Genomic DNA, 24,940 nt, shown 5'->3' on the forward strand with positions numbered 1-24,940 from the left:
CTTCTTCTCGGAATTTCGGAGGGGTTTGGATTCCGTCAGCGCCAGTCGGCGTAGCGGATTTCATATCGTCGCCGGGCAATGCGGCGGCGCCGGGTGGCGCGGTTGATCAGGCTGGCAATAAGCAACGTCAGCATGCCCGCACCTCTCGGCCGGTGGGCGCGGGGTTGCCGGCGGAAACGGTGCGGCCGTCGACGGCGACCAGTCGCGGGCCGCTCGGCAGGGGCGTGACCTGCCCTGCCCCTGCGATCACAGTCCGGTCTTCTCCGAAGACGTCGATGACGGCGACGACATTGCCGCAGCTGACGGCCCGGCCAGCGACGCGGCCGACTTGGTCAGTTCCGGATATGCTGACGACGGTTCCGGTGGGCGGTATTCGGGTAGCTTTGAAGATGAGAGTATTCAGAGGCATGTTTGCGCTCGACATTAGCGATCCCCAGTTGAAGGCGTTGCGTTTGCCTGTCTGGATCGCGCGTCTGAGCATACCCCATGACGACTGGAGGACACGCGATCCACAACATACCCAATATGGGTAAGATAGAAACAGCGTGTCAACCAAAATTGTGTAAGGTTACCCTACTGAGCAATCACAAGTTGCCGTCACCATGGACTTTGTGGGTCTGACGCGCCGTTCCGCGCGGCACAGCCCGAATATCGGCCATTGCGACAACGATACCTGAAATGCGGGTCTCGCCAGAATCCACTGGCAACGGCGCTTTATGATCTCGATGATCCGAAAGGGGCCACAACCATTCGTTTCCCATTTCATCGACTCGATATTCCGCGACTCGTCGCTCCAGCTTCTCACCGTCGATCCGCTCAGCGACCACATGGTCTCCGGATCGCACGGGACCAACTGGGCCATCGGCGTTCGCACAGAGCACGTGTGACCCGTCCGGATAAACCAGGTTTGTCGCCGGCCCTGAAATCTGGACGACGAAATCCGCCTGAACAGGCGGAAATCCAACAAACGACGGAACAGTCACGTAGTGCACAGGATCCTCGGTCATGATTGGCTGCCAAAGGCCGGGAGCTGCTTGCCCAGCCAGAACAACCCTCTTCATGCCAACGTCTTCGTTTATTAAAGGTTGATTTCCGCGAGGAATATTCTCGTCTTCAATAATCTCCGCTGGAAGGACGTCTAGCGCCTTCGCCAAGCGATTCAGCCACTCAACGGTAAGCCGCCGCTCACCGCGCTCGAGTTTCACGATCTGGCTTTCGCTGGTTTCGGCAGCACTAGCAAGCTGCCGTCTGGACCAACCCTTGTTTTCCCGAATCGTACGAATTCTATGCATCATGCCCTCAATATGGAGCAGACGACCCGGAATGGGCATAACCCATTTCGGGTACAATTTTCGTGTTGAAATCTTCCCCATAATGGGTAACTTCGGGTCTCATGCACCTGCGAGAATACCTCCGACAGCATCAGTCATCCCCGGCGGATTTCGCTCGCAAATGCCAGCGATCAGAAAGAGCCGTGATCAAATGGTTACGGGGTGAGCGCTTACCCCGACGCGAAACAATGATGAAAATCCTTGAGATAACGAACGGCTGCGTAGGACCAGAGGACTTTTATAAACCAGATATCATGAGAAATTGATGCCTAGTGAACATCGAATCCATCCGGACGCTAACGCTCATCTAGTCAGAACTTTCTCCATACTTCAGAAGGTCAACAAAGCCGCACTGCGTTGTACGATTCACGCGAACCATCTCCAGATTTTCATTCCGTATTCGAAATTCTCTGAACTGAACTTCTCCTGGAGTAACGGTGCCTTGAATGGTCGGGATATCCGGACGCGCATCCGCCACCTCGATCAATCGCTTCGCCGATCTCAGAGTGTTGGACCAACTCGTCAATTTTGCTCCGGGATGATCATACAGAATGTCACCTCTACCAAAGGCATATGCCGGAGGCACCCCCTGCGAATACATGTGGTCTGGGTTCAATCGCGCACGCACAGAATTAACGCTCCCGACGAGATCAAGCGCCCCCTTGAATGCCGCATCAACGTGAAAATGCCAGCCCGGAAGTCCGCCGTTCGGACCGCAAAAGCTGAGCCCATGCTCCACCGTTCGCAGCCGGGATACCTTTCGATCAAGCCCGATACTGACAACCCGTTCAGGGAGCCCGGCCGCAACGAGCACGCGCTTAAGATTCAGTATTTCTCCCGTTTCAGCATCGATGGCCTCAATAACCCTATCTGCAAGGTAGGTTCGGACCGGCCCCTGCGCCTTGGATGCCTCCCTATCAAACGAAACGAGATGGATCACGACACGATCAATTTCGACATTTGTCGCAAATATCGTTGCCTTCGCTGTTCGAATGAACGTGCTTCGATAGACGACAGTGCCTTTGTTGTAGTGCAGCACGACGTGCCGATTAATCGGAATGGTTGTGACTGTAGGCCCATCCGGCTCCCCATTTCCTACCTGCCCCCGCAGATCACTCGGCATAAACCCTACCCGCTTCATCACCAGACTCGCGCTCCGGTAGAATTTGAAGCCAATAGTGATCCACGTCGAGAGGTTAGTGAAAATCACCCCAGTTGTTCTTCTCCTGTTCGCACTCAGCGCCATTGAAGGCCAGATTTTGCACCATGATTCGCAATACCGCCGTGCGGCCGCCGCTCTTGGGCAAATCTACCGCCAACGGTGGGCGGCCGGGCACACCCTGACGAAAGAAAGGTCGCGAATGATGACACCACTATTGATTGAGAAAACTCGCTTTAATGTCCCTCTTATGATGTCCGCCGCTTCGACCTTTCTGGCCGATTTGAACGGGTGCAATCCATGACGACGATGACCATGAAAGCGCCGCCGGACGAACTGGTGGCAGAGCGGCTACGAGGCTGGCTGCGCGCCTATTCGGCCAAGGATGTCGCCCGGCAACTGGATATCCGGCTGCGCACGGTCGAGGCCTGGCGCGTGGGCCAGACGTCGCCGAACCTGCGGTATCTGACGGCCATGATCGCTTTGTGGGGCGAGCCTTTCGTTCGCGACATCTTCGCGCCTGTCATCGAGGATGGCGGCGCCGATCTGCCCAAACGCCTGGAACGGCTTGAACACGAACTGCGCTCGATCCGGAGTGACTATAATGAAATGGCTAAGAATTCTGCGCGCCCGCGTGATGCTGACGATCGCGGAATGGACCGGCAGGCAAGCGCGACGGGATCTGGACGCAGCGGATCCGCGGCCAAGGCGGCCCGGTCCATGGCGCGGTCCATGGGGGTAATCGCGCTGGCCGCCCTGTCCGGATGGGCGGCCACCGATTCCGACGTCATCCGCACCACGACCCGATCCAATGTCCGGACGCCGATAACGCAATCGGCCCGCGTCGCTCGGGCCACGGCAGCCGATAGCGGCTTGCCTGCTTAGTCGCTGGCCCCTCCCCCGAACGCTGATCCGAACCGAGCCGAGATGGAGTTCGTATTTCCATGACCACAACCTTTAGCGGAAAATCCTCCGCCACCGCTATTTCGGTCGTCGAGGAGCCGGATGACACCGCACCGATGCCGCCGGCCAATCCGCCGATTCCGCATTTCGACCCGGATGCCGGCATCAGCATCGAGAACGATGTTCGCCGGCTGGCAGCGCGGATGATCGATATCGACAAGGACATGGCCCAGCTGCGGCGCGAGAAGTTGCAGACGGTCGCCGAAGCCAAGGAACTGGGCATCGACACGTCGGCCCTGAAACAGGTGGTCAAGCTTCAGACGACGCCGGCGGCCGAACGCCAGCAGGCCGAAGACACCCTCGACGCCTACAAGCGGTTCCTCGGCCTGATCCCGGACTTCGCGCAGACGCCGATCGGCGCCCACATAGCCAAGGACCACGCCCGCGAAGCGATGGCGAAGCTGCAATCCGATCCGGCATTGGCGGCGACGGCGGCGCGGTTGGTGGATGCGTTCGGCTCGGTCGAGGCCGCGCGCGGCGCGATCGAGGCCGTCACCGCCATGTCAGATCAGGAAACAATCGCCGGTGGGGGCGCGACAGTCACCCCGATCGGCCGGACCGGTGGGGGGCGGAATTGAGCGAGGACGCGACGACGAACGTGGGCGGCATCGCGGGCGACCAGCTTGCCTCCTACATCGAGCGGATCGAGCGTCTGGAAGAAGAAAAGGCGACTCTTCAGAATGACATGAAGGAAGTCTTCGCCGAGGCCAAGGGCAACGGCTTCGACGTCAAGATCATGCGCCAGATCCTGAAACTGCGGAAGATGCAAGCCGCCGACCGCAGCGAGCAGGAGGAATTGCTCGAGCTCTACAAACGCGCGCTGGGCATGGACACCGGCCCCGATTCCGACCCCGACGATACTGGGGCCGACCCGGCACTGGCGGCGACGGCAGCGCGGCTGGTGGAGGCGTTCGGATCGGTAGAAGCCGCGCGCGACGCGATCGAGGCCGCCAGAGCCATGGCGGATCCGGAAACCGATCCCGGCGATGACGCTAACGTTGGGGCCGCCCAATGACCGCCGATCATTCCACCGACATCAATCACGTCGAGCTGCGCGGCCGACTGATGAGCCCGCCCCGGATGCTGGAGACCAAGCGCGGCCCGCTGTGCCGTCTGTCGATCGCCACGGCCGACGAATGGCTCGGTCCGGAGGACACACGGCGGTGCAAAATCACCCATCACGAGGTGGTTGTCTGGGTCCCGGCGCTGATCGAGCGGATCCGCGAGCGCGGCGTGACCAATGCCCGTGTCCACTTGACCGGGCAGATGATCACCCGCCCGGACTTCAGCCATCCGACCCGTCGGATCCGCGAGATCGAGATCAATAGCCGCTGCGGCGACATCGACCTGGTGCAGCCGGTGGTCGATACCGCGCCGGCCTGGACGGGGGTCGCGTGATGGCGGCAGCGGTGCAAACGGCAATCGCCCCCTGGCTTGTCCGTCTGATGACGGTGGCCGCCTATACCGGCCACCGGGCGGGGCCGGAGGACCGCGAGGCGATCGCGCTGGCCAATCGCCTGCGCGCCTGGACACTCGAGGGACGCCTGCAGGCCGTGTGGTGGCATACCGCGTCCGAGGTCGGCGGCGGCGGCAAGAACGCCGGCCTGCGGTATGCGCTGGCCAAGGCCATGGGACTGACTCCCGGATCGCCCGACTATGTGTTCCTGACGGACGCCGGTGCCTACGCGATCGAACTCAAGGCCACCAACGGGCGCCAGACCGACAGCCAGCGGGATTTCCAGTCATGGTGCGCGGCGCGCGGCATCCCCTATGCCGTCTGCAAAGGCGCCGACGCGGCCGAGACCCAGTTGCGGGCGTGGGGTGTCGTGGCATGAACCCGCAACCGTACAAAGACTCGGCTGACTGGATCGAGCGCAGCCGTATCGCTGCCGAGAAACTGATGGCCGAGCACCGATTCCGGTCGGAAGATTTCGTCACGGTCACCGAAGCGGGTGATGTCGAACCGTGTGACGTCACCCTCGATATCGACCCTGGGCGTATGCCGCTGGAATGGGGCGAGTATGTTCGTCGAGACGAAGACGGCACTGTCGTCAGCGGGTGGGTGCGCGAAGACTGCATCCCGATCGGCCTGACCATTTTTTGGCCGGACGGCTTGGATTGCTGCGGAGAAGCGCACGACGCAGCGGACCCGGAATATCTGCTAAGCGACGTCGAAGCTTGGGAGAACCTGACCGACGACGAAATGCGCGCGCTTTGCGAAGGGAGCGCGGCATGACCGGCTCGCTGTTCGCATCGACGTCGCCCTTCGCGCCGATCGCCGACGAAGGTCCGTTCGGGGCCATTCTGGCGGATCCGCCTTGGTCGTATGCCAATTTCTCGGCCAAGGGCGAGGCCAAGAACCCGAACGCTCACTATGGCTGCATGTCACTGGCCGACATCGCCGCCCTGCCGGTGGCCGAAATCGCCGCCCGGGACTGCGCCCTGATCATGTGGGCGACCGCGCCGATGATGCCGCAGGCTTTTGCGGTGATGGACCGATGGGGGTTCCGGTTCTCGACGATGGGGGCGTGGGCCAAGCAGAGCAAGACGGGCACGAAATGGGCTTTCGGCACCGGCTATGTGCTGCGCTCTGCCGCCGAGTTCTGGCTGATCGGCGTGCGCGGGAAACCTCGCGTCAAGGTCCGCAATACCCGCAACCTGATCGTCGCCCCGGTGCGCGAGCATTCGCGCAAGCCCGACGAAATGCGGGCCACGGTCGAGCGGTTGTTCGATGGCCCGTACCTCGAGCTCTTCGCCCGTGAGCGGGCGCCCGGCTGGTCGGCCTGGGGGAATGAGACCGACAAGTTCACCGAGCCGAACCCGTCACCAGCACCGCCTCCAACCGTTACGGCCGTGACGCCGGAAGCGTCACACCTACCGTCACACTCAATGATTTCAGAGGGTTAGCCATGTCACGCAGCGTCACGCCGAGCGTCACACCCCGTCACGCCGAGGCGTTACGCGTGACGCTTGGCTGCGTCTATTCCATCCGCTGATTCATCCCGAAAGGGGGCGATAATGACGGCATCAGTTCCTGCCGACGATTTCCCTGACCCATTGTTGCCGCCGGAAATCGACCTGACCCGGCTGCCCAGCATGATGGTGAACATCCGAGAGATCAAACGCTCTCCGATGATGCTCAAGGTCCCGGATCGCGCGTTGCGGGCGGCGATGGCGCTGCTCTGGAGCGCATGGGAGCAGATTCCCGCCGGCACGCTGCCAACCGACGACGCCGAACTGGCGTATCTGGCCGATCTCGGCGCGGGACCGCGAGCAACCACGCGATGGCTGAGGATCAAAGACGAAGCCTTGAAGGGATGGACCCTGTGTTCGGACGGCCGCTATCACAACGCCATGATTGCCCGATGGGCGCTGGACGCATGGGCCCGCATCGGTGGCGAGGTTCCGGGCCAGCCGGGCAAGCAGCGTACGCGCGCCCCCGCAGCAACCAAGGAGGCCGAACGCCAGCGCCGCTATCGCGCCCGCAAGATAGCCGAGAAGGCGGCCGAAGAATCGACGGCAAAGGCGCCGGCCGATGGCGGGTGTGACGCCGGTGACGCCCGTAACGGTGGCGTCACATCCGTAACGGTGGGAAGCGTCACATGTGACGTCACATCCCCCCTTAAAGGGAAAGAGAACAGAAAACAAAAACCTTCCCCCCAAAGCCCCCCGGCGGGGGGTGGTGGGGAGATGATTGATTCCGGTGGGGGTCGGGCCGGTGGCGCCGACGGTTCGCCGGATGCCGAGGCCCCACCGCCCCGCAAGGTCATGCTGCCGGCGGACTGGACGCCCACCGCGGCCGACTGGGAACTGGCAAGGGAACGCGGCATGTCCGACAAGGCGATCCGGGCCCAGGCCGACCAATTCCGCGATTATTGGCGATCGCGAGGCGACCGGCGACTGGATTGGTCGGGAACCTGGCGCAACCGGATCCGCGATCTGACCCGCAAGCTGGACGAAGCCGCCGACGACACGGCCGAGGCCAAACCGGCCACCGACGACCGGCCGCCCGGCCCGGGTGCGGAGGATCCGCAGTGGCAGGCAATCGCCGAGGCCTTCCGCCGGCTGGACCGGCGCGGCGAAGGCGACTTCCGGTCGTGGCTGCGGCCGTTGGGCTTTCAGGGGATCGACGGCGGTACGCTCCGCCTGACCACCGACAGCCGGTTCGCGGCAACCAAAGTCCGCCAGACCATGGCCGACCGGCTGCGCGACGCCGCGCTGGCCGCCGGGATCCCGATCGACGATGTCGAAGTGGCAGCCGCCCAACCGCCGCCGAACGCTGCAGCGACGGCAACGGCCTCACAAAGCCCACCGGCCCGCGCGGCCGCCTGAACGATCGGAAGGAACCATCCCGGTGACAGTCTTCAGCATTGCCCTCGCCATCGTGCTCGCCGTCCTGATGCTGATCGGATGCGGCCTGATCGGCTTTGTGGCCGGCTTCGTGATGTTCGCTCACGTGAAACGCCACGAGATCAGGCGAACCTTAGCTGCCATCAAGGCGTCGGAATCCAAGACGTCGGAGCCGCCAGGATCTGCGTGGTGGGATGATTGGCCCGGCGCCCGAAGTCGGCCGCCCGGCGCCCGGTTTCGACCAGAGGACTTGCGGCGCCCGGATGGCCCGGAAGGGCCGGCTCAATGACTTTGGGTGGGCTACTGTTCCTGACTTCGATCGTGGCCGGCATGGGCCTGGCGGTGGGCGCCCGACTGGGCATCGCGGCCATGGACGCCATCGTAGACCTTCACGACATGGCCATCGCCCGGCTGGGCCGGTGGTGGCGCAATCGATTCCGTAACGCAGATGGCGGCAAATGAGCAAAGCACGGCGCAAGGGCAAAGGCCCGACCTCCCGCACCCGACGGCGCGCCCTTGCGCGGACCACGACGCCCACCCAGGACCGGCGACCGGCTGGACGCCACCGCGCGCCCGGATACGACACCCATGTCACCAACCGGCCGATGCTCGGCGCGGACGGCAAGCCGCTGCCGACGACGCCCGACGAATGGCAACAGCGCCACAGCCCGACCCGGACAGTGACGATCGCCGCCGGCGAACCGCACGAGCGGCAGAAGACGGCCAAGGTCCGCCGCCGGATCGCCGACGACAATCTCTGGGGTCAACTGACGCCGGAACAGATCCAGGCGGCCGAACAGATCCTGTGGTGCTGTAACTACCTGACGCGCGGCGTCCGCACACCGTCACGCGCCATCGAACCCCACGCCGTCACAACCCCGGGCCACAACGGCGCCGCCGCCCCCATGGCCGATTGGCCGCTCACGCCGTGGGAACTGCGCTGGCTCGACCGCTATAAGGCCTGGCGCCGGGAATGCCGGTGGGCGGGGCACACGGTGCAGGCGCTGGCGGCGGGAACACAGACGCCATCTGAGTTTCTGGCTGAGGCACTGAAGGAATGGTAAGACGCAAGGGCGATTGTGCCCTTTGCGCATCTCGACCCCGAGCGGGGGAGAACTTCGCTGAGGTCAGGCTATCAGCAAATGATGAAGCCGTAGCGACGTTCGGCATGATCGGCTTCGAGCATCGCGCAGGAGAGATCGACGCCATCGGCTTCACATCGGCCGAGCGTCCGGCCATAGCGGTCCGTGCCCTCTGAGGTGCACTCGACCCGTGTGCGGGTGATCGACGAAAGATAGCTCGTTGCCGCACGCGGATCGCCAGCGACGCAACGCCGCCCTGGGCGGCAGTGTCCTGGCATTTCCGGCGCGTCGATTCCGACCAGGCGCACCCGCTGGCCGTCGCACCCGAACGTGTCGCCATCGACAATATCCGGTTGATAGCAGGCGAGATCAGCCGTGCCCGGACTACGGGCCCCATCCTGATCGGTCTGCGCGGCAACATCGCGCGCCTTCGTCCCAAGGTTGCCGCTCCATTCGAGGCCGCTCTGAGCCAGCCATGCCGCCGCGAGTATGCCTACGACCAGGATCGGCATCATGAAAGGGAAGCGCCCTCGCCACTGTTTCCGCCGTCTCTTTGGTCGCTGGAACTTAATGATGTTATGAGGTTTCAGAGCGCACCTGTGTGCCCGTGAAATTATGTAAAATTTGGAGCGGACCCCAGAGTTTGCGGACTTTAGATAGTCATGAACCGACGCGCCAAGGGATCTTTGGTAAGTTTACGTTGCTTAATTCAAGGACTCAATAGTGAGCCAGTTTGCTTGCCGGTCCCTGCAACGATCGCCACGTTTTCAGTACATGATCATGCGTTCGGTTACACCGTCATAAGATGACAGACCAGGGGCAAACATCGCCTCAGGGAGGCCGTCAGCTCGCGCCGGAACAGATCCAGGCGTCCGAGCAGATCCTGTAGCGCAATGACTACCTGACCCGCGCCCATAGCCGACTGGCCGCTGCCCCCCTTGGGAACTGCGCTGGCTGGATCGCTATAAGATCTGGCGCCGCGAATGCCGGTGGGCGGGGCACACGGTGCAGGTATTGGCCGGTGATGCGCGGGCGGCGATGGGGCTGGTTTCGGATGCGTTGGGGGATTGGACGATAATCTCGTAGCGGGGCATCTGCCTTAAAGCATCCTCGACGCACGAAATACTTGATACCCCGTGAACGAACTCTTTAAATTAACGTATACACAACAAACTGAGAAATGTATTTGCAAACAGGACTTGAAAATGATCAGAGTTACATTTAAAAATGAAAAGGCTCAGTCTTTCTCAGGAAGGATCCCAGAAGCTTTATCTTTCCTCCAAAATTTGCGATCTGAAGACCGAAATCCTTTGATAATCGAATTTTCCAACGGTCAGAAGGATGAATATCACGACGCTGCCGAAGCCATCAGGTTTCTGAGCTCCGTCAAGATTTGTGCAGTCGATTCGAACGGCAGTCTGGAAGGCTTTCCATAGCCGCGGGCGAGGAGCGGCCATTCGCTATGTTGCGCACCAAACTCCGCCCTCCGTGATCCCGATGTCAAGATCGGTACCACCGCAGCCCAGCGCAGCCTGGGTGGATAGGTCAGCTCAAAGTGGATTCGAGCGTGCAAACACAAGGTCTGCGCGATAGGGTCGCGAAAAAGCGCACCCCTTTGCAAGTGCTGAAAGCCGCACGAATGTCCAAAAGCCTGACCGACCTAATTCTCTCTCTGACCCCTGAAGACGGTTCTTCCATCGGCAATGGCGCGATGATGGCGCTGGTGCGCGAGCATGTGTCGAGCCTTTCCGATGAAGATTACGTTGCCGCGCGCGATGCGTTGGTCGATGACGGGCTTTTGGCTCGTGGCCATGGGCAGGTCGGATCGATAATGCGGGTAGTGGACGATGCGGAGGACGAGGCAGATGGCGAAAACGCGTCCGACGAGGACGACGACGAGGTAGGTGGGTTCGAACTGATGCCGACAGATGAGCCGGCACCGCGGCAACGCGCGGCCTCTGGCAGGAAGAAGGCCGCCCGCAGGCCGAAGGGTCCCGCGGAGGTGCTGAGCTATCGCCATGAGCAAACCCGGGTGAATAACCCGGAGGTCGGGATGGTTCATGCCGGCACCGATCCCGATGGCGAGAAGTCGAACTGGGCCTACGATCCTCATCTCGATCCGGTACTGAACTTCGACAGCGCGCGGGCGGGGATCGAGAAGCTGATCGACGACGCGCTGGCCAGCGACGATCCCGAACGCATGAAGGACGCGCTGCAGGAGTTGAAGCGGCTACAGGCACCCTATCTCAACTGGACGGGCAAGGCTGAGCGGACGAGTTTCGAGGTCGATACCGTCTCGCTGCATGTTCATGAACGCGTCGACCCAGCGACGATCCTCGCTAATGCGGCGAAGCGGCTGAAGGGCAAGGACGCCGAGACGCAGTGGCGGCAACCTGACCTGCTCGCGGCGCCTTTCGAGAACCTGCCGCTGCGTGAGGCGCTGGATTTCTACCGCCACGAAAAGGGCTGGTCGAACCGGCTGGTGGCCGGCGACAGCCTGCTGGTGATGAATTCGCTCCTGTCCAAGGAGAGCATGGGCGGTAAGGTCCAGATGATCTACATCGACCCGCCCTACGGCATCAAATACGGGTCGAATTTCCAACCTTTCACAAACAGGCGCGACGTGAAGGACCGCTCCGACGACGACCTCACCCAGGAACCCGAAATGATCAAGGCGTTCCGGGATACGTGGGAGCTCGGCATCCACTCCTACCTCACCTATCTGCGCGACCGGCTGATGCTGGCGAGGGAGCTTTTGACTGAGAGCGGCTCGGTGGTTGTTCAGATTTCGGACGAGAATTTGCACCATGTTCGCGAAGTGCTCGATGAACTCTTTGGGCCGGACAACTTCGTCAGCAACATCGTGGTTCAAAAGACTGGCGGACAGGCGTCGCAGAACCTCGCGAATATCTCCGACTACTGCGTCTGGTATGCGAAGAACCGGAGCAAACTGAAATATCGACAGATATACCGCGAGAAAATAGCGGGCGAAGGCCATGGCTCCGGCGCGCGGTATAACTTGGAGGATGACGAGGGGCGGGCCTACCAATGGACTGCGCTCGTTTCGAACCGCCCGCCGGGATCCTTTCCAGTAGATTTTGAAGGAAAGGAGTGGAGCCCTTCTGGCGGATACTGGAAAACCGGCGAGGTCGGTTTCCAGCGGATCATTGCTGCGGGCCGAGTCAGCGGAAGCGCCACCACGCTTCGTTACAAGAGATACCTCGACGACTTCCCAGCATATGAAATTTCCAATATTTGGTCAGATGTCGCCGGAAGCCCGGGAAAAATATACGTGGTTCAAACGTCTGGCGCGGTTGTCGAACGCTGCCTGCTGATGACCACCGATCCCGGCGATTTGGTGCTCGACCCCACCTGCGGATCGGGCACAACCGCCTTTGCGGCGGAAAAATGGGGGCGCCGCTGGATCACCTGCGACACCTCTCGCGTGGCGATCACGCTGGCCAAGCAGCGGCTGATGACCGCCAGCTTCAATTACTATGCACTGCGCTATCCACATGAAGGGCTGAAGGGCGGCTTCGACTACGAGACGGTCCCGCACATCACGCTGAAGAGCATCGCGAACAACCCTGATATCAACACGATCTACGACGAGGGCTACCCGAAGATCGCAGCGGCGTTGGCCGACCTCAACGCTGCGCTGGCTGCTCAGCCCCCGAAGCCGCACAAGCCGACGCAGGGCGTGCGCAAGGGCAAACCGGTGAACTTCGCCAAGGGCGGCACCCTGCACGAATGGGAGGTGCCCTTCGACTGGCCGAAGGATTGGCCGGAGGCCGCCCGCGCGCCATTCGATGCTTTTCGGGCCGCCCGTCAGGCGATGCAGCGCCGCATCGACCAGTCCATCGCCGACCATGCCGAGCAGGAGACGCTCTACGACAAGCCGCGCATCGACGACACGAAGCGGCGCATCTCCGGGCCATTCTCGGTCGAGGCGGTTCCGGCGCCGACCGTCCTGTCGCTGGACGAGAGCATGCCGCAGCAGGAGGCCGACGAGACCGTCGCCCGCTCCGGCGAGACCTCGCGCCAGACGCTTTGGCGGGACGAGCTTCTGAAGGCCGGCGTGCGCGGCAAGGGTGGCGCCATGCTCCGCTTCGCCGAGTTCGAGACGCTGCCGGGTCTGCGCCACATCCACGCCAGCGGGTCTCTGGCCGAATCAGGCGACCGTGTCGTCGTAAGCTTTGGCCCTGAGCACGCAGCATTGGAGCAGCGGCAGGTGGAACTGGCGCTGACCGAGGCCGAGACGCTGCGCCCGTCGCCCAAATTCATCCTGTTCTGCGCCTTCACCTTCGACCCGGAGGCCGCGAAGGACCTCGACGAGGTGAACTGGCCCGGTGTCACGCTGCTCAAGGCGCAGATGAACACCGACCTGCTGACCGAGGATCTGAAGAAGAAGCGCGCCTCGAACCAATCCTTCTGGCTTATGGGCCAGCCGGACGTGGAGCTGCGCAAGCGCGAGGACGGGTTCTGGGAGATCGAGGTGAACGGCTTTGACTATTTCGATCCGAAGGCGGGCGACCTGGTGTCCGGCGGCAAGAAGCAGATCGCGATGTGGTCGCTGGACGTGGACTACGACAATCGCTCGCTGATGCCGCACCAGGTGTTTTTCCCGATGGCAGACGCGAAAGGCGGCTGGAACCGCCTACGCAAGACCGTCCGCGCCGAGCTGGACGAAGACCTGTTGGAGCAGTTCCACGGCACCGTCTCGTTGCCCTTCGAGGCGGGCGATAACCGGCGGATCGCGGTTAAGATCGTGGACGACCGGGGAATCGAGTCGCTTAAGATCATGCCGCTCGAGGAGTAGACTCCGATGTCGCTTATCATTAACAAGCCTTGGGAGCAACCCGAACAACACTGGGTTGACAGCGCAGGCGGCAAGCTGGAAATCAAGCCGAAGCGGCGCCCGGCGAGCTACGAAGTTTTCGATGCGCGGAACAACACCAAACGCGTGCATGATCTAGATCTGGTCAACACGATACGGGATCGCGTTGATGCTTGGCGTAAAGCGGGCTGGCCGGGCGTGACCATCGTCACGCGCAAGCTACTGGAACACTGGCACGACCAAGAGGGGCGGCAGCACCCCTTCTACTTCTGCCAGCTCGAGGCGATCGAGACGCTGATTTGGTGGATCGAAGGCGCCGAGGCGTACAAGCAGGGCATCGCGATCCCTGGCGATGGTGGGTCGTGGGAACGGCTGTGCAACAAGATGGCGACCGGGGCCGGCAAGACGACGGTGATGGCAATGATCATCACCTGGCAGGTGGTCAATGCACTGACATATCCCAAGCGGAACAAGGACTTCAGTCGCGCTGTTTTCATCGTGGCACCTGGGCTGACCGTGAAGGAGCGGCTTCAGGTACTCATGCCGAGCGAGGGCAGCTACTACGACGAGTTCAATCTGTGCCCGTCCGAAGCGATGCGCCAGAAATTGAACCAAGCAGTGGTTCTGATCGAAAACTGGCACACACTAATGCCGCTGAAAGAGGCGAGTCGCTCGGTGGTTAAGAAGGGGCGCGAGTCGGACGAGGCCTTCACGCGGCGGGTACTGGGCAAACTGGCCGCGCACAAGGACATCATCATCATTAACGACGAGGCGCATCACGCTTATCGTAAGCCGCCCGAGGTGAAGATCAGCAAGAAGCAGGCTGTGGAACAGGGCATCGACCTAGACGAGGCGACCCGCTGGATCGAGGGGCTGGACCGCATTCACAAGACACGACGCATCCAGCGATGCTTCGATCTGTCGGCGACGCCCTTCGCACCAACCGGCAAGAAAAGCACTGAGATCGCTCTGTTTGACTGGGTCGTCTCAGATTTTGGCCTGAATGACGCGATCGAGGCCGGGCTGGTCAAGACGCCGCGCGTGGTGGTGCGCGACGATGCCGTTCCGGACGCGAAGACACTTCGCTCGAAGCTCTACCACATCTACCGTGACCCGTCCGTCTCCGAGGACCTGAACAGGGCAAAGGCCGAGCCGCACGAGGCCCTGCCGAAGCTTGTCCAGGACGCCTACACACTGCTTGGTGCCGATTGGCGGGAAACCCGTCGGCAGTGGCAAGAGGCAGGACATCAAGTTCCTCCAGTCATGCTTACAGTCTGCAATCGCACGGAGACCGCGGCCCGTATCGAGAACTATTTCAACAACGGCGATGCGCACTGGCCAGAGTTGGAGGCTCCGACCCGTACGCTCCGGGTAGATTCGAAGGTGCTGGAGAAGGCTGAGATCGGTGAAGCCGCGTCATCGGACAAGGACTACGAAGCGCGCCTGAACGCGATTATCGACGCGGCAGACATTCCTGAAACGCGCCTCCAGCAGTTTCTCGCCATGAAGAAGGAGGATCTGCTGCGCGAGATCGTGGACAACGTCGGGAAGCGAGGAGCAGCCGGTCAGGATCTGCAAAACGTTATATCCGTCGCGATGCTGTCCGAAGGATGGGACGCCAAGAACGTCACGCATATCATGGGTTTGCGCGCGTTCACGTCGCAGCTCTTATGCGAGCAGGTGGTCGGCCGCGGTCTCCGCAGGGTCTCTTACGACACGGATGAGAACGGGCTGTTCCTTCCGGAATATGTGAACGTCTTCGGCGTTCCGCTTTCTATCTCGGAGACCAGCGAATCTGGCGATCCTCCTCCGCCTCCCAAACCGACCACCCAGATCGAGGTCATACCGGATCGGGCACATCTCGAGATCAAATGGCCAAACGTGCTGCGTGTCGAAACTGTCGTTAAGCCGCAACTAACCATGGCGTGGGACAAAGTGCCGGCTCTGGCGCTTGACCCGGCTACAACGCCTATCAGTGCCGAACTGGCACCGGCGTTGGGAGGGGCCACAGACATGGGCAAAGCGACCGCTATTGATCTCGAACGCCTTCCCGATGGATTCCGGCTCCAGCGACTTGTTTTTCAGGCCGCCCGAAAAGGCTTTGCTGAGCTACGGCACAGCTTTTCGGGAACCGAGGAGTTCCTTGCTGCACAACTGGTGCGCATCATCGAGAAGTTCATGAATTCCAATCTACTAGACATCCCATCCCTTTTCCACTCGGACCCTTTGCGTCGTCGGATTCTCATTGCCCTGAACATCGACCTCGTTGTTCAGCATGTCATGCGCTATGTGAGCGAGCAGAACACGGAACGCCTTACCCCTGTCTTCGACGAGGAGAACCCGATCGGCGCCACCGGTCAGATGCGAACCTGGTATTCGACTAAGCCCTGCTTCCCGGCCATGAGGTCGCACATTAGCCACCTCGTCGGAGACTCATCATGGGAAGGTCACGCAGCCAATGTTTTCGAGGGGCGGGACGAAGTGGCCGCCTATGCGAAGAACGATCATCTCAGTTTCCAGATCCATTACATGTGGGCCGGTTCACGCCGGCGATACCTGCCCGACTTCCTTGTCCGGCTGTCCACCGGTAAGATGCTTGCCCTCGAAATCAAAGGGACCGACAGTCCGCAGAACAGTGCCAAGCGCGAAGCACTGAATGAGTGGGTCAATGCGATCAATGGGACTGGAGGATTTGGAGAGTGGGCCTGGGACGTTGCGTTCAATCCGAGTGACGTCCAAGACATTATCACAAAACACGCGAATATCCGGATGGCAGAGACGGTCGCTTAGTAACGTCGCAAGGCCAGACGCCGCGGCATGGCCATCCTGCTATTCAAATTCCAATTCGTCCGCGCGCGCTTGACCGGGCAGTTGTATATGCGCAGGGCGCCCCCCTTCGTGAAACCAGAGATCGCGAATTCTTGCGTCATCACTCATTGGCAGAGGGCTCGCTTCACGGACGCAAAACGTCGTTGGCAAATTGACCGACGTCCCAAAAACAAGTGCATGCTGCTTCGGTAGGGACGGCAAGCGCTTCAAGACCGAATCAGAAATGAAAGGCGTCATCTGGCGAATCTGTGAAAGATCGTCCGGATTCTGGATACGATGAATGACGAAGTTCGAGCACTGCGACAGAACCGTCTTCGAGAGCTCGCTCGGTCTTTGGGATGCGACGAGCAAAAACAGCCCGTACTTGCGGCCTTCCTTCGCAATACGTTCATAGATGCGGGTAGCGTCTATGGAATAGCGAGAAGGAGTCTCTGCAATATATCGATGCGCTTCCTCAAGGAGAAGATGGACGGGAAAGCGGCTTCGTGGCTCCGCCCGCCGGAGCAATTGAAAAATCATACGAGCCAGTACGGACCCCACTAATTCTACAACTTCGTCTTCGACGGAATTCATATCAACGATAATTATCTGACAGCATTTAGACCACATGTGGCCATGGCGGTTCAGTCCGAGCAATTTTTCCAAGAATACATCGATAGACTTGGTCTCGCTTTCACCTCGCACACCGTGCCGCAAAAATTCGTACTCAGGACGTTCTTCGAGAGACTTAAACCTTGTTAACATCTGAGAGCAGTAGTCACGAATTTGCCGATTTCCATGCGCCTCTTCATAGAGAATCGCCAAATCGAGCGCTTCACCTAAAACAGCGAAATCGAATGGCGAATTGTCGTAATTGGGTAGCTTCAATCCTTCTATCAGAAACCCTCCTCCACCTGACCCACCTGTAAGAAATTCGATTAAACCTTGAGGATCAATCAGCTTTCCCCAGTCTATCCTGATAAAATTCTCTATTCTTTTATTGTTTATATCCCGCGTGCTGAATCGATTTAACAGTCCGACCATACGATCATGCTTAGATGGACTCCCTGATTCTTCGCGAAGTATCTGGCTGAGACAGGTTGCCAGAATATGATTCTTGAGGTCCTCCAGCTCACCAGAGCTCTTGTTAGAAAACAATGTCGCCAGCCCGAGTGCTGTTCGCAGTATCGGCACTTGAGTCCGCTCGCTTGCCTTGAGCAGTAGTTCCCATTCGGATTGATCCAAGAACCAGTGAGGCAGCCGGAACCGGTCCTCGGCTGCCGATCCATCAAGAACCAATCTGGCCACCCCAATTCCATGTTCATTGGCCAAAGGCGATAGCGCCTGTGAATATTCCCCATTGACATCAAAGACTACAAAGGTCGCGCCACGGGCAAGATGCTCATCAGGCTTCTCGAATATCGACTGCAGTATGGAGGCTACAGTACAGGACTTGCCACTGCCGGTGTTGCCTAGAACTGCTGAATGGCCACCAAAAAAATCGTCGATCCGGACCTTCACGTCGTATCCGTCAAAGACAACCGAGGTGCCAATCGTCAACGCTCTATAGCGCGTCGCCTCCAGCGGTGTGGGCGGAATTCCTCCCATTTTCGGCGCTGGCTCGATAGGGGCGTCCGTCTCAAACACCCTATCTAATTCTGCGTCAAGTGCGTAAAGCGCATCCGCGTAGAGCGACGGAAAGACAGAGACGCCGAATCGAAACCTCTCATTCTCGTCCTGCGGCAACATTCCAACGGGAACGACATCGAGATATTTTGCCGAGGCTGCCTTGTCCAAATCGCCGTCAGCATTGCTGGGACCGCCTACGTCACGTTCGCGCAACCCAGTCACCTCGACCACGACATATTCCGCCTGGACGGGCACCATTAGAAAAGATCCGAGCCGCGCGACGTAATGCACATCGTCGAACCCTACGACTGTGAAATTATCCGTGCCCGCATGCATTTCAACGACCAACCTGTCGGCTGCGACAGAGATGATTTTGCCGATTGCACGCTTCTGATTGTCCCGGCTCATTCGTCGCCTCCCTTCTTAGCTTCTCTTCTTGGCGACATCGCATCCATCACCCTTTTCACGGCATCATCAATGCGCTCACTCGGTCGCTGGGGCAGGAATTCTTCGACGATTGTATCGAAATAATGGGCCTTCCGGTCTTCTTCCGGGCCATCACCTCCGATGATCCAGATCCTCGGATCATCAAGCTCACGAAGCTTGGCAATTTCACCCTGGGCCATTGGATCAGCAAAGATGACCAGACGAAACGTCGGAATCGTCAGACCCTGATAGATAATGTTGTTAATATGCTCATCGCCGAAACCATAACCCATGGTGAAAAGCACGCTCTGTTCACGTACGATGCGTGACTGGAACTCTCGGAACAGATCGGCATAAGGAGATCCCAAAGCGGAGTTCTGTTTTGCAGGTGTCGGATAGATCATCACCTTTCCGGGATCTTGCGTTACCGCTGCTTCGCGGATCGGAAACAGCCCGTGATCGTCCTCAGTCCAACTAACCGAGCCGTGGAGCTTGCAGAGATAAACAAACCCATCGACCGCTGACCACTTTCGGCTCGTCAGATCGAGCTGTTCGGCCAATGCATATCGAAATGTTGAGGGATTGAAACGTCTTTCCACTACGCCGGAAAAGCCGTTCGCATAAGGCAACCCGAGCCGGTCCATGGCCGTCTCGTTGAACAAATCGTAATTTGTCGTGAAAACCCATGGCCTCGGCAACGATCGATCCCGAAGAACGAGCTTTCGATAGAACGACTCATAGAGACCCATAACGGAGTTGTTGGCGCTGGCTAACTCTACGTTCGTGCATTTTCCCCAGACGAATCTCTGAACCTTGCTGATTACAGAATTAATGACCCAAAGTTGGCCCCTTGCCTCGCTGAGCGAGCTTCGCTTGAGGGCGAAGCGCAAGCTGAAGAGAAGTTCCATCAACCTTTCAAGGTTCTGCGAATACTCTTCGGCGCCAATTTCAATTCCAAAACTGCGGAGAAGCAGTTCGCGTTCGGCGGCGGTCGGAAATTCTGAATCGCCCGCTTCGCGTACTTTCGTGAACTCTTTTGCAAGGGGTGCCATAGTTGGCACGCCGACTTCCAGTCCTCCAACCCGATATGACGAACATCCCGCGCCCAAAAGAAAGGCTACGTTCTTTGCATTCAGCGCCTCGGCCAGCGCTTGGCGCGCCTTTTCTGCACCGGTTGGCCATCCGTATTCTGAACCATCACTATCGCCACCTCGAATAAATTTGAACGTGCGCTGCGGCAGTTCCTGATCGACCGTTTTCGCAATCATTTACGCGCCCAATCTTTAATATATTTATTAATACATCTCATTATTGATCCACCTATAATCGACGAATGTTTCTAATCCTTTCGGAAACTGGAATTGTATAAATCACAGTTTACAGTGTTGGTAAAAGAAGTGAGTTACATTTTTCTGCAAACATATACATTACAATTCCGAATCGGAAACGAGAATATTACGAAGATAAGCTTGTACGTCAATCTCAAGACCCTCTTCATTCTGTAAACCTCTTGCGCCCGAGGCTGCTGCTTTGGCTATGAGTTCACGGACGCAGCGATCATGATAGCGTGCCAGCCACACGTATTTTCGTCGTGTACGCAGGTCGCGTTCCTGAGATAGTCCAGCGCGAATCAACGCAGAATGCTGTGACAGGAAGCCGAAATAGGATTCATAATCGTCGTATTCACTTCGGCTAGCCCTTATGTAATCCAAGAATAGAGTCCCATCGTCTCCAGACGTTATGAAGCTATTTATGGCCTCTATATCCTCTTCTACATCATTATCTTCGTTGCGTAAGTACGGATCATTTCGATATTGCTCTAAAGCATGGCTGTCAATAACAATTCTCGGATAGATAGATTCCTTACTCTCGATGTCATAAGCTCGGATCATTGCTGGGCCAAACATTGGCCCTTCACCCCGCAAGCCAACATGTGCATTTCCCACCGTTACGCCACCGCGGATAAGGACGTTGCTGCTCACCAGTGAAATTTGAGCGTGGAGCAAGTCATATAGTTCCCAAAAGAAGGCACCGTCACAAGATTGCGTATGATAGGGGCGAGCCCTCACGACGGCGTCAGAGACTGAAAACGCGAACGCTCGGCTATGAAGGCGAATCTCATCCGATGACCGCGGCGGCGGCTCCGACTCCGGCCGGGTAAAGCGTTCGAGACGCAGCAGAATATTGTGAACTTCCGCCGCCGGTCGCGTGTCAATAATGTCACGAAAGCCCAGCACATCGATAAAGCTAACAATGCACGCTTCATAAGCAACGTGACGGCTTTCCGATGGTGTATCGTCGTTTGCACTGTCTGACATATAAATTCTCCATGTTTTTAGCCCATACCACGATATCAGTTCAGCCTCTAGCGATGACCGCATTCGGAACGCTTGTCCATCGTACGCGGCCAGATTCGTCGTTCTAAAGAGGAGCTGATGAGAGCGGTTCTAAAGAGAGGGTGGCTAACTCGCAGAAGACTCTACCAGTGATATTCGGAAGCCGTACCGTTCATTTTTCATTGACGACGTAAGCTCGCGAGAGCGTTCATTCGGCCTCCACCGGGAGCCGACGCCTCATTGCAATTCAGGAACTATCTCGGAAACTATGTCAGTTCCACTTGACAATCGATCGAGCCGACTGTTATCAGCACATCCATAACGTCGCGGCGCTGTGGGTTTTTCACCCCTCGCGCGACGTTTTCGAGGGCGCACCCAGCCGGGCGGCGCCCTTTTTCGTTTCAGGGCTGATTCGCCATGCTGGTCATCACCGACGACATCACCCGGCAGATCAACCGGCTGCGGCGGCACCAGCGTCGGCATGTGCCATTCGCGATGGCCCGCGCAATGACGCTGCTGGCCCGCGAGGGGCGGGACGCGGTGCGGGAGTCGCTGCCGCAACGGTTCAACATCCGCCGGCCCTGGGTGATCCAGGGTGTGCGATTCGTGTTCGCCACCAAGCAGTCGCTAACCTCGACCGTCTATTCCCGCGACCGGTTCATGGTCGAGCAGGAGACCGGCGGCACCAAGACGGAGAATGTGCGGCCCATCCCGGCCGGGCGGCTGGCGACCTTGCACCGGCGACGACCGATTCCGCGGTCGCTGTCGGCGGAACGCATGAAGGACCGGTCCGACGTGTTCGAGCGCGACGGCATGCTGTGGCAGACCAAGCCCGGCGGCCTGGAACCGCTCTATGTTCTGGCTGGCCGGCTGCGGATGAAGAAGCGGTTCGGCATGCGCGAGCAGATCACCGAGTTGGCCGGGCGCCGCAGCGAGGCCGTGTTCGCCCGCGTGTTGCGCGAGGCGACGGCCGACGATCGATAGCCATTCATCATAGTTTAGCATCCGAAGCGACCGCCGCGGCTCCTCCGAAATGCTGTCGGCGCTCATTGGTATGCACTTGTTGATCGCTGCAACGGCCCGTTGTGGCCGCGTCGACGCGCGCCGTTCGATCGGGTTTTGCACGCTGAAACGGCCCGATTTCGGCGCTCCCCGCCCCCTCTGAGGCCCGCCGGAGGGGGGTCATTTGGGGGTCCCTGGGGGCCCGGAATCCAATGCGGTGCCGCCGCGCGGCCTTCCGGTGGTTTGAAGATTCTGGAACTCGAGGCAGCGTCAGCATCCCCGGCCGATTGATAAGCGATTTCAATGGATTAACACCCAAGGGGATGCACAATCGGCCGATTCCGGCGTGGCACCCATGCCCGGCAAAAACCGTTCTGTTTCAGTCTGTTACGGCAAAAGGGGTGCACAATTGGCCGGCAGGACCAGACGCGCCAGTGGCAAACGCACCGAAAGCCTGGTCAACGCCGCCGCGATCCTGGGCCTGCACCGCAATACGCTGGCCCAGTGGATCAAGCAGGGCTGCCCGGTGGTCACCGAGGCCGATCGCTCCCAGGGCATCGAATGGGCGATCTGCGTTGCCGACGTCGTCGAATGGCGGATCCGGACCGCGGTCGAGGATGCGCTGTCGGGCTATGACAGCGGGTCCGATCGGATCAGCCGGGACGAGGCCGACCGCCGCCGCGCTGTCGCCCAGGCGATCACGGCCGAGGTCGAGGCCGATCAGGCCCTTGACCAGGTCGTCGACCGCGGCGACGCCGAGGCCGATATCGCGACCTTCTGCGCCGGCCTGCGCGCCGGGCTCTCCAACGCCGCGGCCAAGATCGCCTCTCGCACCGTCACCATGGAAAGCGCCCCGGAGATCCAGGACCTGGTACTGGGCGAGCTGAACCGCGCCTTCAACACAGCCGAGGCCGAACTGGCGGAACAATGGGCCCTCGCCGCAACGGAGGACGGGGACCCGGAGACGACCGATGACGCACACGGGAACGGCGGCGGAACGGATCGGACGCCACCGTCGGGGTGATTACCAGCGCGGGCGCCACAGCCTGCGCCGGCACATCCGCCAGCTGTTCGACACCGCGCTCCGGTACCGTGAACGGCTCAGCGGGTCGGAATGGGCCGACCGTTACGGCGTCATCCCCAAGGGCACCGGCGCGGAACACGGGCCGGTCACGCTCTACGGCTATCAGCGCGGCCTGGTCGATGCGATGTGCGACCCGTCGATCCCGCTGGTGACGGTGCTGAAGGCAGCCCGGGTCGGCTATACCCGCTGCGCGACGCTGGCGATCGGCTATCACCTGCACCAGGAAGTCGCGCTGTGCGCCGTCGCGCAGCCGACCATTCCCGACGCGGAGGATTTCGGCGGCTCGGAGATCGCGCCGATGCTGCGCGAGACGCCGGTTCTGGCCCGGCTGCAGCGGCCGGGGCGCAAGGGCGAGAAGCCGGACAAGGCGACGTTTCACCAGCTGGCCAACGGCGCCCTGGTCCGGACGGTCGGGGCGGCCTCCGACGATGCCTTCCGGCGCTATTCGGCGCGGTTTCAATTCGCCGACGAGGTCGACGGCGACGGCTGGACGCCCGGCGCCAATACCCAGGGCGACAAGCTGACCCTGTTCTGGACACGCGGCGAGACGTTCTGGAACCGCAAACAGGTGCGCGGCTCGACGCCGCTGATCGAGGAAACCTCGCGCATCTGGAAGCTCTGGCATCAGAGTGACCAGCGCCGCTATTTCGTGCCCTGCCCGCAATGCGGCGAGATGCAATATCTCGACTGGGGCGGCCCCGATCAGGTTCACGGTCTCAAATGGCGGCTGACCGAGGACGGCAAGCTGAACGACGTCTGGTATGTGGGCACGTGCGGCTGCATCATCGAGGAACGCCACAAGGTCTGGATGGACGCCCAGGGCGAGTGGCGGCCGACCGCGACGCCGCGCACGCCGGACCATGTCGGATTCCACCTTTGGACCGGCATGTCGCTCAACCCGAACGCGGCCTGGCGGGTCATCGTTCAGGAATGGCTCGACGCGCTGGAAGATCCGGCCACCCTGGTCCAACCCTTCGTCAACCTGCGGCTGGGCAAGCCCTATAAGGCCGTCCACGGCAAGGCGCTGGACAGCCACCGGCTTACCGAACGCCTCGAGGACTACGGCGCCGAGGTACCGGCAAGGGTCCGGCTGCTGACGGCCGGCACCGACGTCCAGGCCGGCGTGACCCACCCGCGCATCGAGGTCGCGGTTTATGGCTGGGGTGCCGGCAGCGAATGCTGGCTGATCGGCCATTGGGTGATCGCCGGCGATCCCGGCCAGACCGCCGTCTGGGCGGAACTGGACGCTCTGCTGCGGCGCGGGTTCCAGCGGGCCGACGGCCGGACGATGCGCATCGAGGCCACCACCATCGACAGCGGCGGCCACCACACGGCGGAGACCTATCAGTTCGCCAACGAACACCGTCACCGCCGGGTCTGGGCGATTAAGGGCCGCTCGGAGCAGAAGGGCGAACGCGGCCGCATCTGGCCGACCAAACCGAGTTCGAAGCTCGGCCGAGTCTGGTACATGATCGGCGGCAACGCCGCGCGCGACTGGGCCTATGGCAGCCTGGCGGTCGAGGATCCCGGGCCGCGTCACGTTCACTTTCCAGCACTGCCGCCAACGGGCTCGCGGGCGATTGACGATGAATTCTTTACCCAGCTGACGCGGGAACGGCTGAGCGTCAACCGGCACGGCTATACCGAATGGATCAAGCCCAAGGGCGCACACGAAGCCGGCGTGTGCTTCGTCTATGCCTATGTCGCGCTGTGCGGCCTGCAGGCGGTCAGTCAGCGCTTCGTCAACGCGGTCAAGACGGATGGCGCCCCGGCATCATCGAGCCCCGACGCCGGGGCGACCGGGACGCCGGCGACCGATCCGTCCCAGTCTCCGCCGCAAGCTCAGCCGCCGCAAACCCAACCCCGGCCCGCCCCGAAGCCAACCCCCCGCCGCCGGCGGATCGGGCGCCGGGCGATCAGGGGGCGATAACGG

At 60.4% G+C, this 24,940-nt stretch carries 23 protein-coding genes and 1 pseudogene; 17 read left to right on the plus strand and 7 right to left on the minus strand.

The annotated features are described in order from the left end of the window. Positions 1–127: 127 nt before the first annotated feature. The 3 genes from ABZ728_RS06800 to ABZ728_RS06810 form a co-directional block, all read right to left on the minus strand. Positions 128–409, minus strand: coding sequence for a hypothetical protein (locus ABZ728_RS06800; RefSeq protein ID WP_366655303.1), 282 nt, complete (start codon positions 407–409; stop codon positions 128–130). Between the two features lie 175 nt (positions 410–584). Then, positions 585–1,373, minus strand: a complete 789-nt coding sequence (locus tag ABZ728_RS06805; RefSeq protein WP_366655304.1) for a helix-turn-helix transcriptional regulator — start codon at positions 1,371–1,373, stop codon at positions 585–587. Positions 1,374–1,638: 265 nt separating this feature from the next. Beyond that, positions 1,639–2,472 carry a hypothetical protein gene (locus tag ABZ728_RS06810; protein ID WP_366655306.1) on the minus strand — a complete coding sequence of 278 codons (834 nt, stop codon included), beginning with the start codon at positions 2,470–2,472 and terminating at the stop codon, positions 1,639–1,641. Between the two features lie 58 nt (positions 2,473–2,530). Here ABZ728_RS06810 and ABZ728_RS06815 point away from each other — a divergent pair, with 58 nt between their 5' ends. The 12 genes and pseudogenes from ABZ728_RS06815 to ABZ728_RS06870 all read left to right on the plus strand — a co-directional run bounded on the left by ABZ728_RS06815 (position 2,531) and on the right by ABZ728_RS06870 (position 8,867). Next, entirely contained in the window at positions 2,531–2,794 is a 264-nt protein-coding gene (locus ABZ728_RS06815; RefSeq protein ID WP_366655307.1) for a hypothetical protein, read from the plus strand. Next, a complete protein-coding gene (locus ABZ728_RS06820; RefSeq protein WP_366655308.1) occupies positions 2,791–3,375 on the plus strand; it encodes a hypothetical protein in 585 nt (194 codons plus the stop codon). Before ABZ728_RS06815 ends, ABZ728_RS06820 begins: the two co-directional genes overlap by 4 nt. A 59-nt stretch (positions 3,376–3,434) precedes the next feature. Further along, positions 3,435–4,031, plus strand: a complete 597-nt coding sequence (locus tag ABZ728_RS06825; protein ID WP_366655309.1) for a GapR family DNA-binding domain-containing protein — start codon at positions 3,435–3,437, stop codon at positions 4,029–4,031. Continuing rightward, positions 4,028–4,282: pseudogene (locus ABZ728_RS06830) on the plus strand (DUF2312 domain-containing protein); the annotation flags it as partial. The gene ABZ728_RS06825 and the pseudogene ABZ728_RS06830, both read left to right, overlap by 4 nt. Positions 4,283–4,464: 182 nt before the next feature. Further along, on the plus strand, positions 4,465–4,851 hold the full coding sequence (locus tag ABZ728_RS06835; RefSeq protein WP_366655311.1) for a hypothetical protein: 387 nt from the start codon (positions 4,465–4,467) through the stop codon (positions 4,849–4,851). Further along, positions 4,851–5,288 (plus strand): VRR-NUC domain-containing protein, encoded by a 438-nt coding sequence (locus ABZ728_RS06840; RefSeq protein ID WP_366655313.1) that lies wholly within the window; start codon positions 4,851–4,853, stop codon positions 5,286–5,288. Before ABZ728_RS06835 ends, ABZ728_RS06840 begins: the two co-directional genes overlap by 1 nt. Next, the gene (locus ABZ728_RS06845) at positions 5,285–5,689 is read left to right on the plus strand and encodes a hypothetical protein (protein WP_366655314.1); all 405 of its coding nucleotides are present in this window, start codon (positions 5,285–5,287) and stop codon (positions 5,687–5,689) included. The genes ABZ728_RS06840 and ABZ728_RS06845 overlap by 4 nt, the downstream gene beginning before the upstream one ends. Next, positions 5,686–6,360 carry an MT-A70 family methyltransferase gene (locus ABZ728_RS06850; RefSeq protein ID WP_366655315.1) on the plus strand — a complete coding sequence of 225 codons (675 nt, stop codon included), beginning with the start codon at positions 5,686–5,688 and terminating at the stop codon, positions 6,358–6,360. Before ABZ728_RS06845 ends, ABZ728_RS06850 begins: the two co-directional genes overlap by 4 nt. A 111-nt stretch (positions 6,361–6,471) precedes the next feature. After that, on the plus strand, positions 6,472–7,785 hold the full coding sequence (locus tag ABZ728_RS06855; protein ID WP_366655317.1) for a DnaA N-terminal domain-containing protein: 1,314 nt from the start codon (positions 6,472–6,474) through the stop codon (positions 7,783–7,785). Positions 7,786–7,807: 22 nt separating this feature from the next. After that, the gene (locus ABZ728_RS06860) at positions 7,808–8,092 is read left to right on the plus strand and encodes a LapA family protein (RefSeq protein WP_366655318.1); all 285 of its coding nucleotides are present in this window, start codon (positions 7,808–7,810) and stop codon (positions 8,090–8,092) included. Then, on the plus strand, positions 8,089–8,265 hold the full coding sequence (locus ABZ728_RS06865) for a hypothetical protein (RefSeq protein WP_366655320.1): 177 nt from the start codon (positions 8,089–8,091) through the stop codon (positions 8,263–8,265). Before ABZ728_RS06860 ends, ABZ728_RS06865 begins: the two co-directional genes overlap by 4 nt. After that, the gene (locus tag ABZ728_RS06870) at positions 8,262–8,867 is read left to right on the plus strand and encodes a hypothetical protein (RefSeq protein WP_366655322.1); all 606 of its coding nucleotides are present in this window, start codon (positions 8,262–8,264) and stop codon (positions 8,865–8,867) included. Before ABZ728_RS06865 ends, ABZ728_RS06870 begins: the two co-directional genes overlap by 4 nt. A gap of 71 nt (positions 8,868–8,938) precedes the next feature. Here ABZ728_RS06870 and ABZ728_RS06875 read toward each other — a convergent pair whose 3' ends face one another. Continuing rightward, positions 8,939–9,400, minus strand: coding sequence for a thermonuclease family protein (locus ABZ728_RS06875; RefSeq protein ID WP_366655324.1), 462 nt, complete (start codon positions 9,398–9,400; stop codon positions 8,939–8,941). A 1,040-nt stretch (positions 9,401–10,440) separates the two neighbouring features. Between ABZ728_RS06875 and ABZ728_RS06880 the strand changes: the two genes are divergently transcribed. Both ABZ728_RS06880 and ABZ728_RS06885 read left to right on the plus strand, forming a co-directional pair. Beyond that, positions 10,441–13,704 (plus strand): site-specific DNA-methyltransferase, encoded by a 3,264-nt coding sequence (locus tag ABZ728_RS06880; protein ID WP_366655325.1) that lies wholly within the window; start codon positions 10,441–10,443, stop codon positions 13,702–13,704. Positions 13,705–13,710: 6 nt separating this feature from the next. Beyond that, complete coding sequence (locus tag ABZ728_RS06885; RefSeq protein ID WP_366655326.1) at positions 13,711–16,512, plus strand: BPTD_3080 family restriction endonuclease; 2,802 nt, start codon at positions 13,711–13,713, stop codon at positions 16,510–16,512. A 39-nt stretch (positions 16,513–16,551) separates the two neighbouring features. Here ABZ728_RS06885 and ABZ728_RS06890 read toward each other — a convergent pair whose 3' ends face one another. The 3 genes from ABZ728_RS06890 to ABZ728_RS06900 form a co-directional block, all read right to left on the minus strand. After that, the gene (locus ABZ728_RS06890) at positions 16,552–18,567 is read right to left on the minus strand and encodes an ATP-binding protein (protein WP_366655328.1); all 2,016 of its coding nucleotides are present in this window, start codon (positions 18,565–18,567) and stop codon (positions 16,552–16,554) included. Beyond that, positions 18,564–19,853, minus strand: a complete 1,290-nt coding sequence (locus tag ABZ728_RS06895) for an SIR2 family protein (protein ID WP_366655329.1) — start codon at positions 19,851–19,853, stop codon at positions 18,564–18,566. The genes ABZ728_RS06890 and ABZ728_RS06895 overlap by 4 nt, the downstream gene beginning before the upstream one ends. A 159-nt stretch (positions 19,854–20,012) precedes the next feature. Then, complete coding sequence (locus tag ABZ728_RS06900; protein WP_366655331.1) at positions 20,013–20,903, minus strand: hypothetical protein; 891 nt, start codon at positions 20,901–20,903, stop codon at positions 20,013–20,015. A 435-nt stretch (positions 20,904–21,338) separates the two neighbouring features. On the opposite strand from ABZ728_RS06900, the gene ABZ728_RS06905 reads away from it, so the two are divergent. The 3 genes from ABZ728_RS06905 to ABZ728_RS06915 all read left to right on the plus strand — a co-directional run bounded on the left by ABZ728_RS06905 (position 21,339) and on the right by ABZ728_RS06915 (position 24,937). Then, positions 21,339–21,905: a hypothetical protein gene (locus ABZ728_RS06905; protein ID WP_366655333.1), complete on the plus strand. Its 567-nt coding sequence runs from the start codon at positions 21,339–21,341 to the stop codon at positions 21,903–21,905. A 427-nt stretch (positions 21,906–22,332) separates the two neighbouring features. Next, positions 22,333–22,947: a Terminase small subunit (DNA packaging protein Nu1) gene (locus ABZ728_RS06910; protein ID WP_366655334.1), complete on the plus strand. Its 615-nt coding sequence runs from the start codon at positions 22,333–22,335 to the stop codon at positions 22,945–22,947. Next, positions 22,895–24,937: a terminase gpA endonuclease subunit gene (locus tag ABZ728_RS06915; RefSeq protein ID WP_366655336.1), complete on the plus strand. Its 2,043-nt coding sequence runs from the start codon at positions 22,895–22,897 to the stop codon at positions 24,935–24,937. The genes ABZ728_RS06910 and ABZ728_RS06915 overlap by 53 nt, the downstream gene beginning before the upstream one ends. Positions 24,938–24,940 lie beyond the last annotated feature (3 nt).

Source organism: Fodinicurvata sp. EGI_FJ10296 (assembly GCF_040712075.1).
Taxonomy (GTDB): domain Bacteria; phylum Pseudomonadota; class Alphaproteobacteria; order DSM-16000; family Inquilinaceae; genus JBFCVL01.

Coding starts and splice junctions, on each gene's coding strand:
- ABZ728_RS06800 (WP_366655303.1), bottom strand. CDS start 409: ATGCCTCTGAATACTCTCATCTTCAAAGCTACCCGAATACCGCCCACC.
- ABZ728_RS06805 (WP_366655304.1), bottom strand. CDS start 1,373: ATGGGGAAGATTTCAACACGAAAATTGTACCCGAAATGGGTTATGCCC.
- ABZ728_RS06810 (WP_366655306.1), bottom strand. CDS start 2,472: ATGAAGCGGGTAGGGTTTATGCCGAGTGATCTGCGGGGGCAGGTAGGA.
- ABZ728_RS06820 (WP_366655308.1), top strand. CDS start 2,791: ATGACGACGATGACCATGAAAGCGCCGCCGGACGAACTGGTGGCAGAG.
- ABZ728_RS06825 (WP_366655309.1), top strand. CDS start 3,435: ATGACCACAACCTTTAGCGGAAAATCCTCCGCCACCGCTATTTCGGTC.
- ABZ728_RS06835 (WP_366655311.1), top strand. CDS start 4,465: ATGACCGCCGATCATTCCACCGACATCAATCACGTCGAGCTGCGCGGC.
- ABZ728_RS06840 (WP_366655313.1), top strand. CDS start 4,851: ATGGCGGCAGCGGTGCAAACGGCAATCGCCCCCTGGCTTGTCCGTCTG.
- ABZ728_RS06845 (WP_366655314.1), top strand. CDS start 5,285: ATGAACCCGCAACCGTACAAAGACTCGGCTGACTGGATCGAGCGCAGC.
- ABZ728_RS06850 (WP_366655315.1), top strand. CDS start 5,686: ATGACCGGCTCGCTGTTCGCATCGACGTCGCCCTTCGCGCCGATCGCC.
- ABZ728_RS06855 (WP_366655317.1), top strand. CDS start 6,472: ATGACGGCATCAGTTCCTGCCGACGATTTCCCTGACCCATTGTTGCCG.
- ABZ728_RS06865 (WP_366655320.1), top strand. CDS start 8,089: ATGACTTTGGGTGGGCTACTGTTCCTGACTTCGATCGTGGCCGGCATG.
- ABZ728_RS06870 (WP_366655322.1), top strand. CDS start 8,262: ATGAGCAAAGCACGGCGCAAGGGCAAAGGCCCGACCTCCCGCACCCGA.
- ABZ728_RS06875 (WP_366655324.1), bottom strand. CDS start 9,400: ATGATGCCGATCCTGGTCGTAGGCATACTCGCGGCGGCATGGCTGGCT.
- ABZ728_RS06885 (WP_366655326.1), top strand. CDS start 13,711: ATGTCGCTTATCATTAACAAGCCTTGGGAGCAACCCGAACAACACTGG.
- ABZ728_RS06890 (WP_366655328.1), bottom strand. CDS start 18,567: ATGAGCCGGGACAATCAGAAGCGTGCAATCGGCAAAATCATCTCTGTC.
- ABZ728_RS06895 (WP_366655329.1), bottom strand. CDS start 19,853: ATGATTGCGAAAACGGTCGATCAGGAACTGCCGCAGCGCACGTTCAAA.
- ABZ728_RS06900 (WP_366655331.1), bottom strand. CDS start 20,903: ATGTCAGACAGTGCAAACGACGATACACCATCGGAAAGCCGTCACGTT.
- ABZ728_RS06905 (WP_366655333.1), top strand. CDS start 21,339: ATGCTGGTCATCACCGACGACATCACCCGGCAGATCAACCGGCTGCGG.
- ABZ728_RS06915 (WP_366655336.1), top strand. CDS start 22,895: ATGACGCACACGGGAACGGCGGCGGAACGGATCGGACGCCACCGTCGG.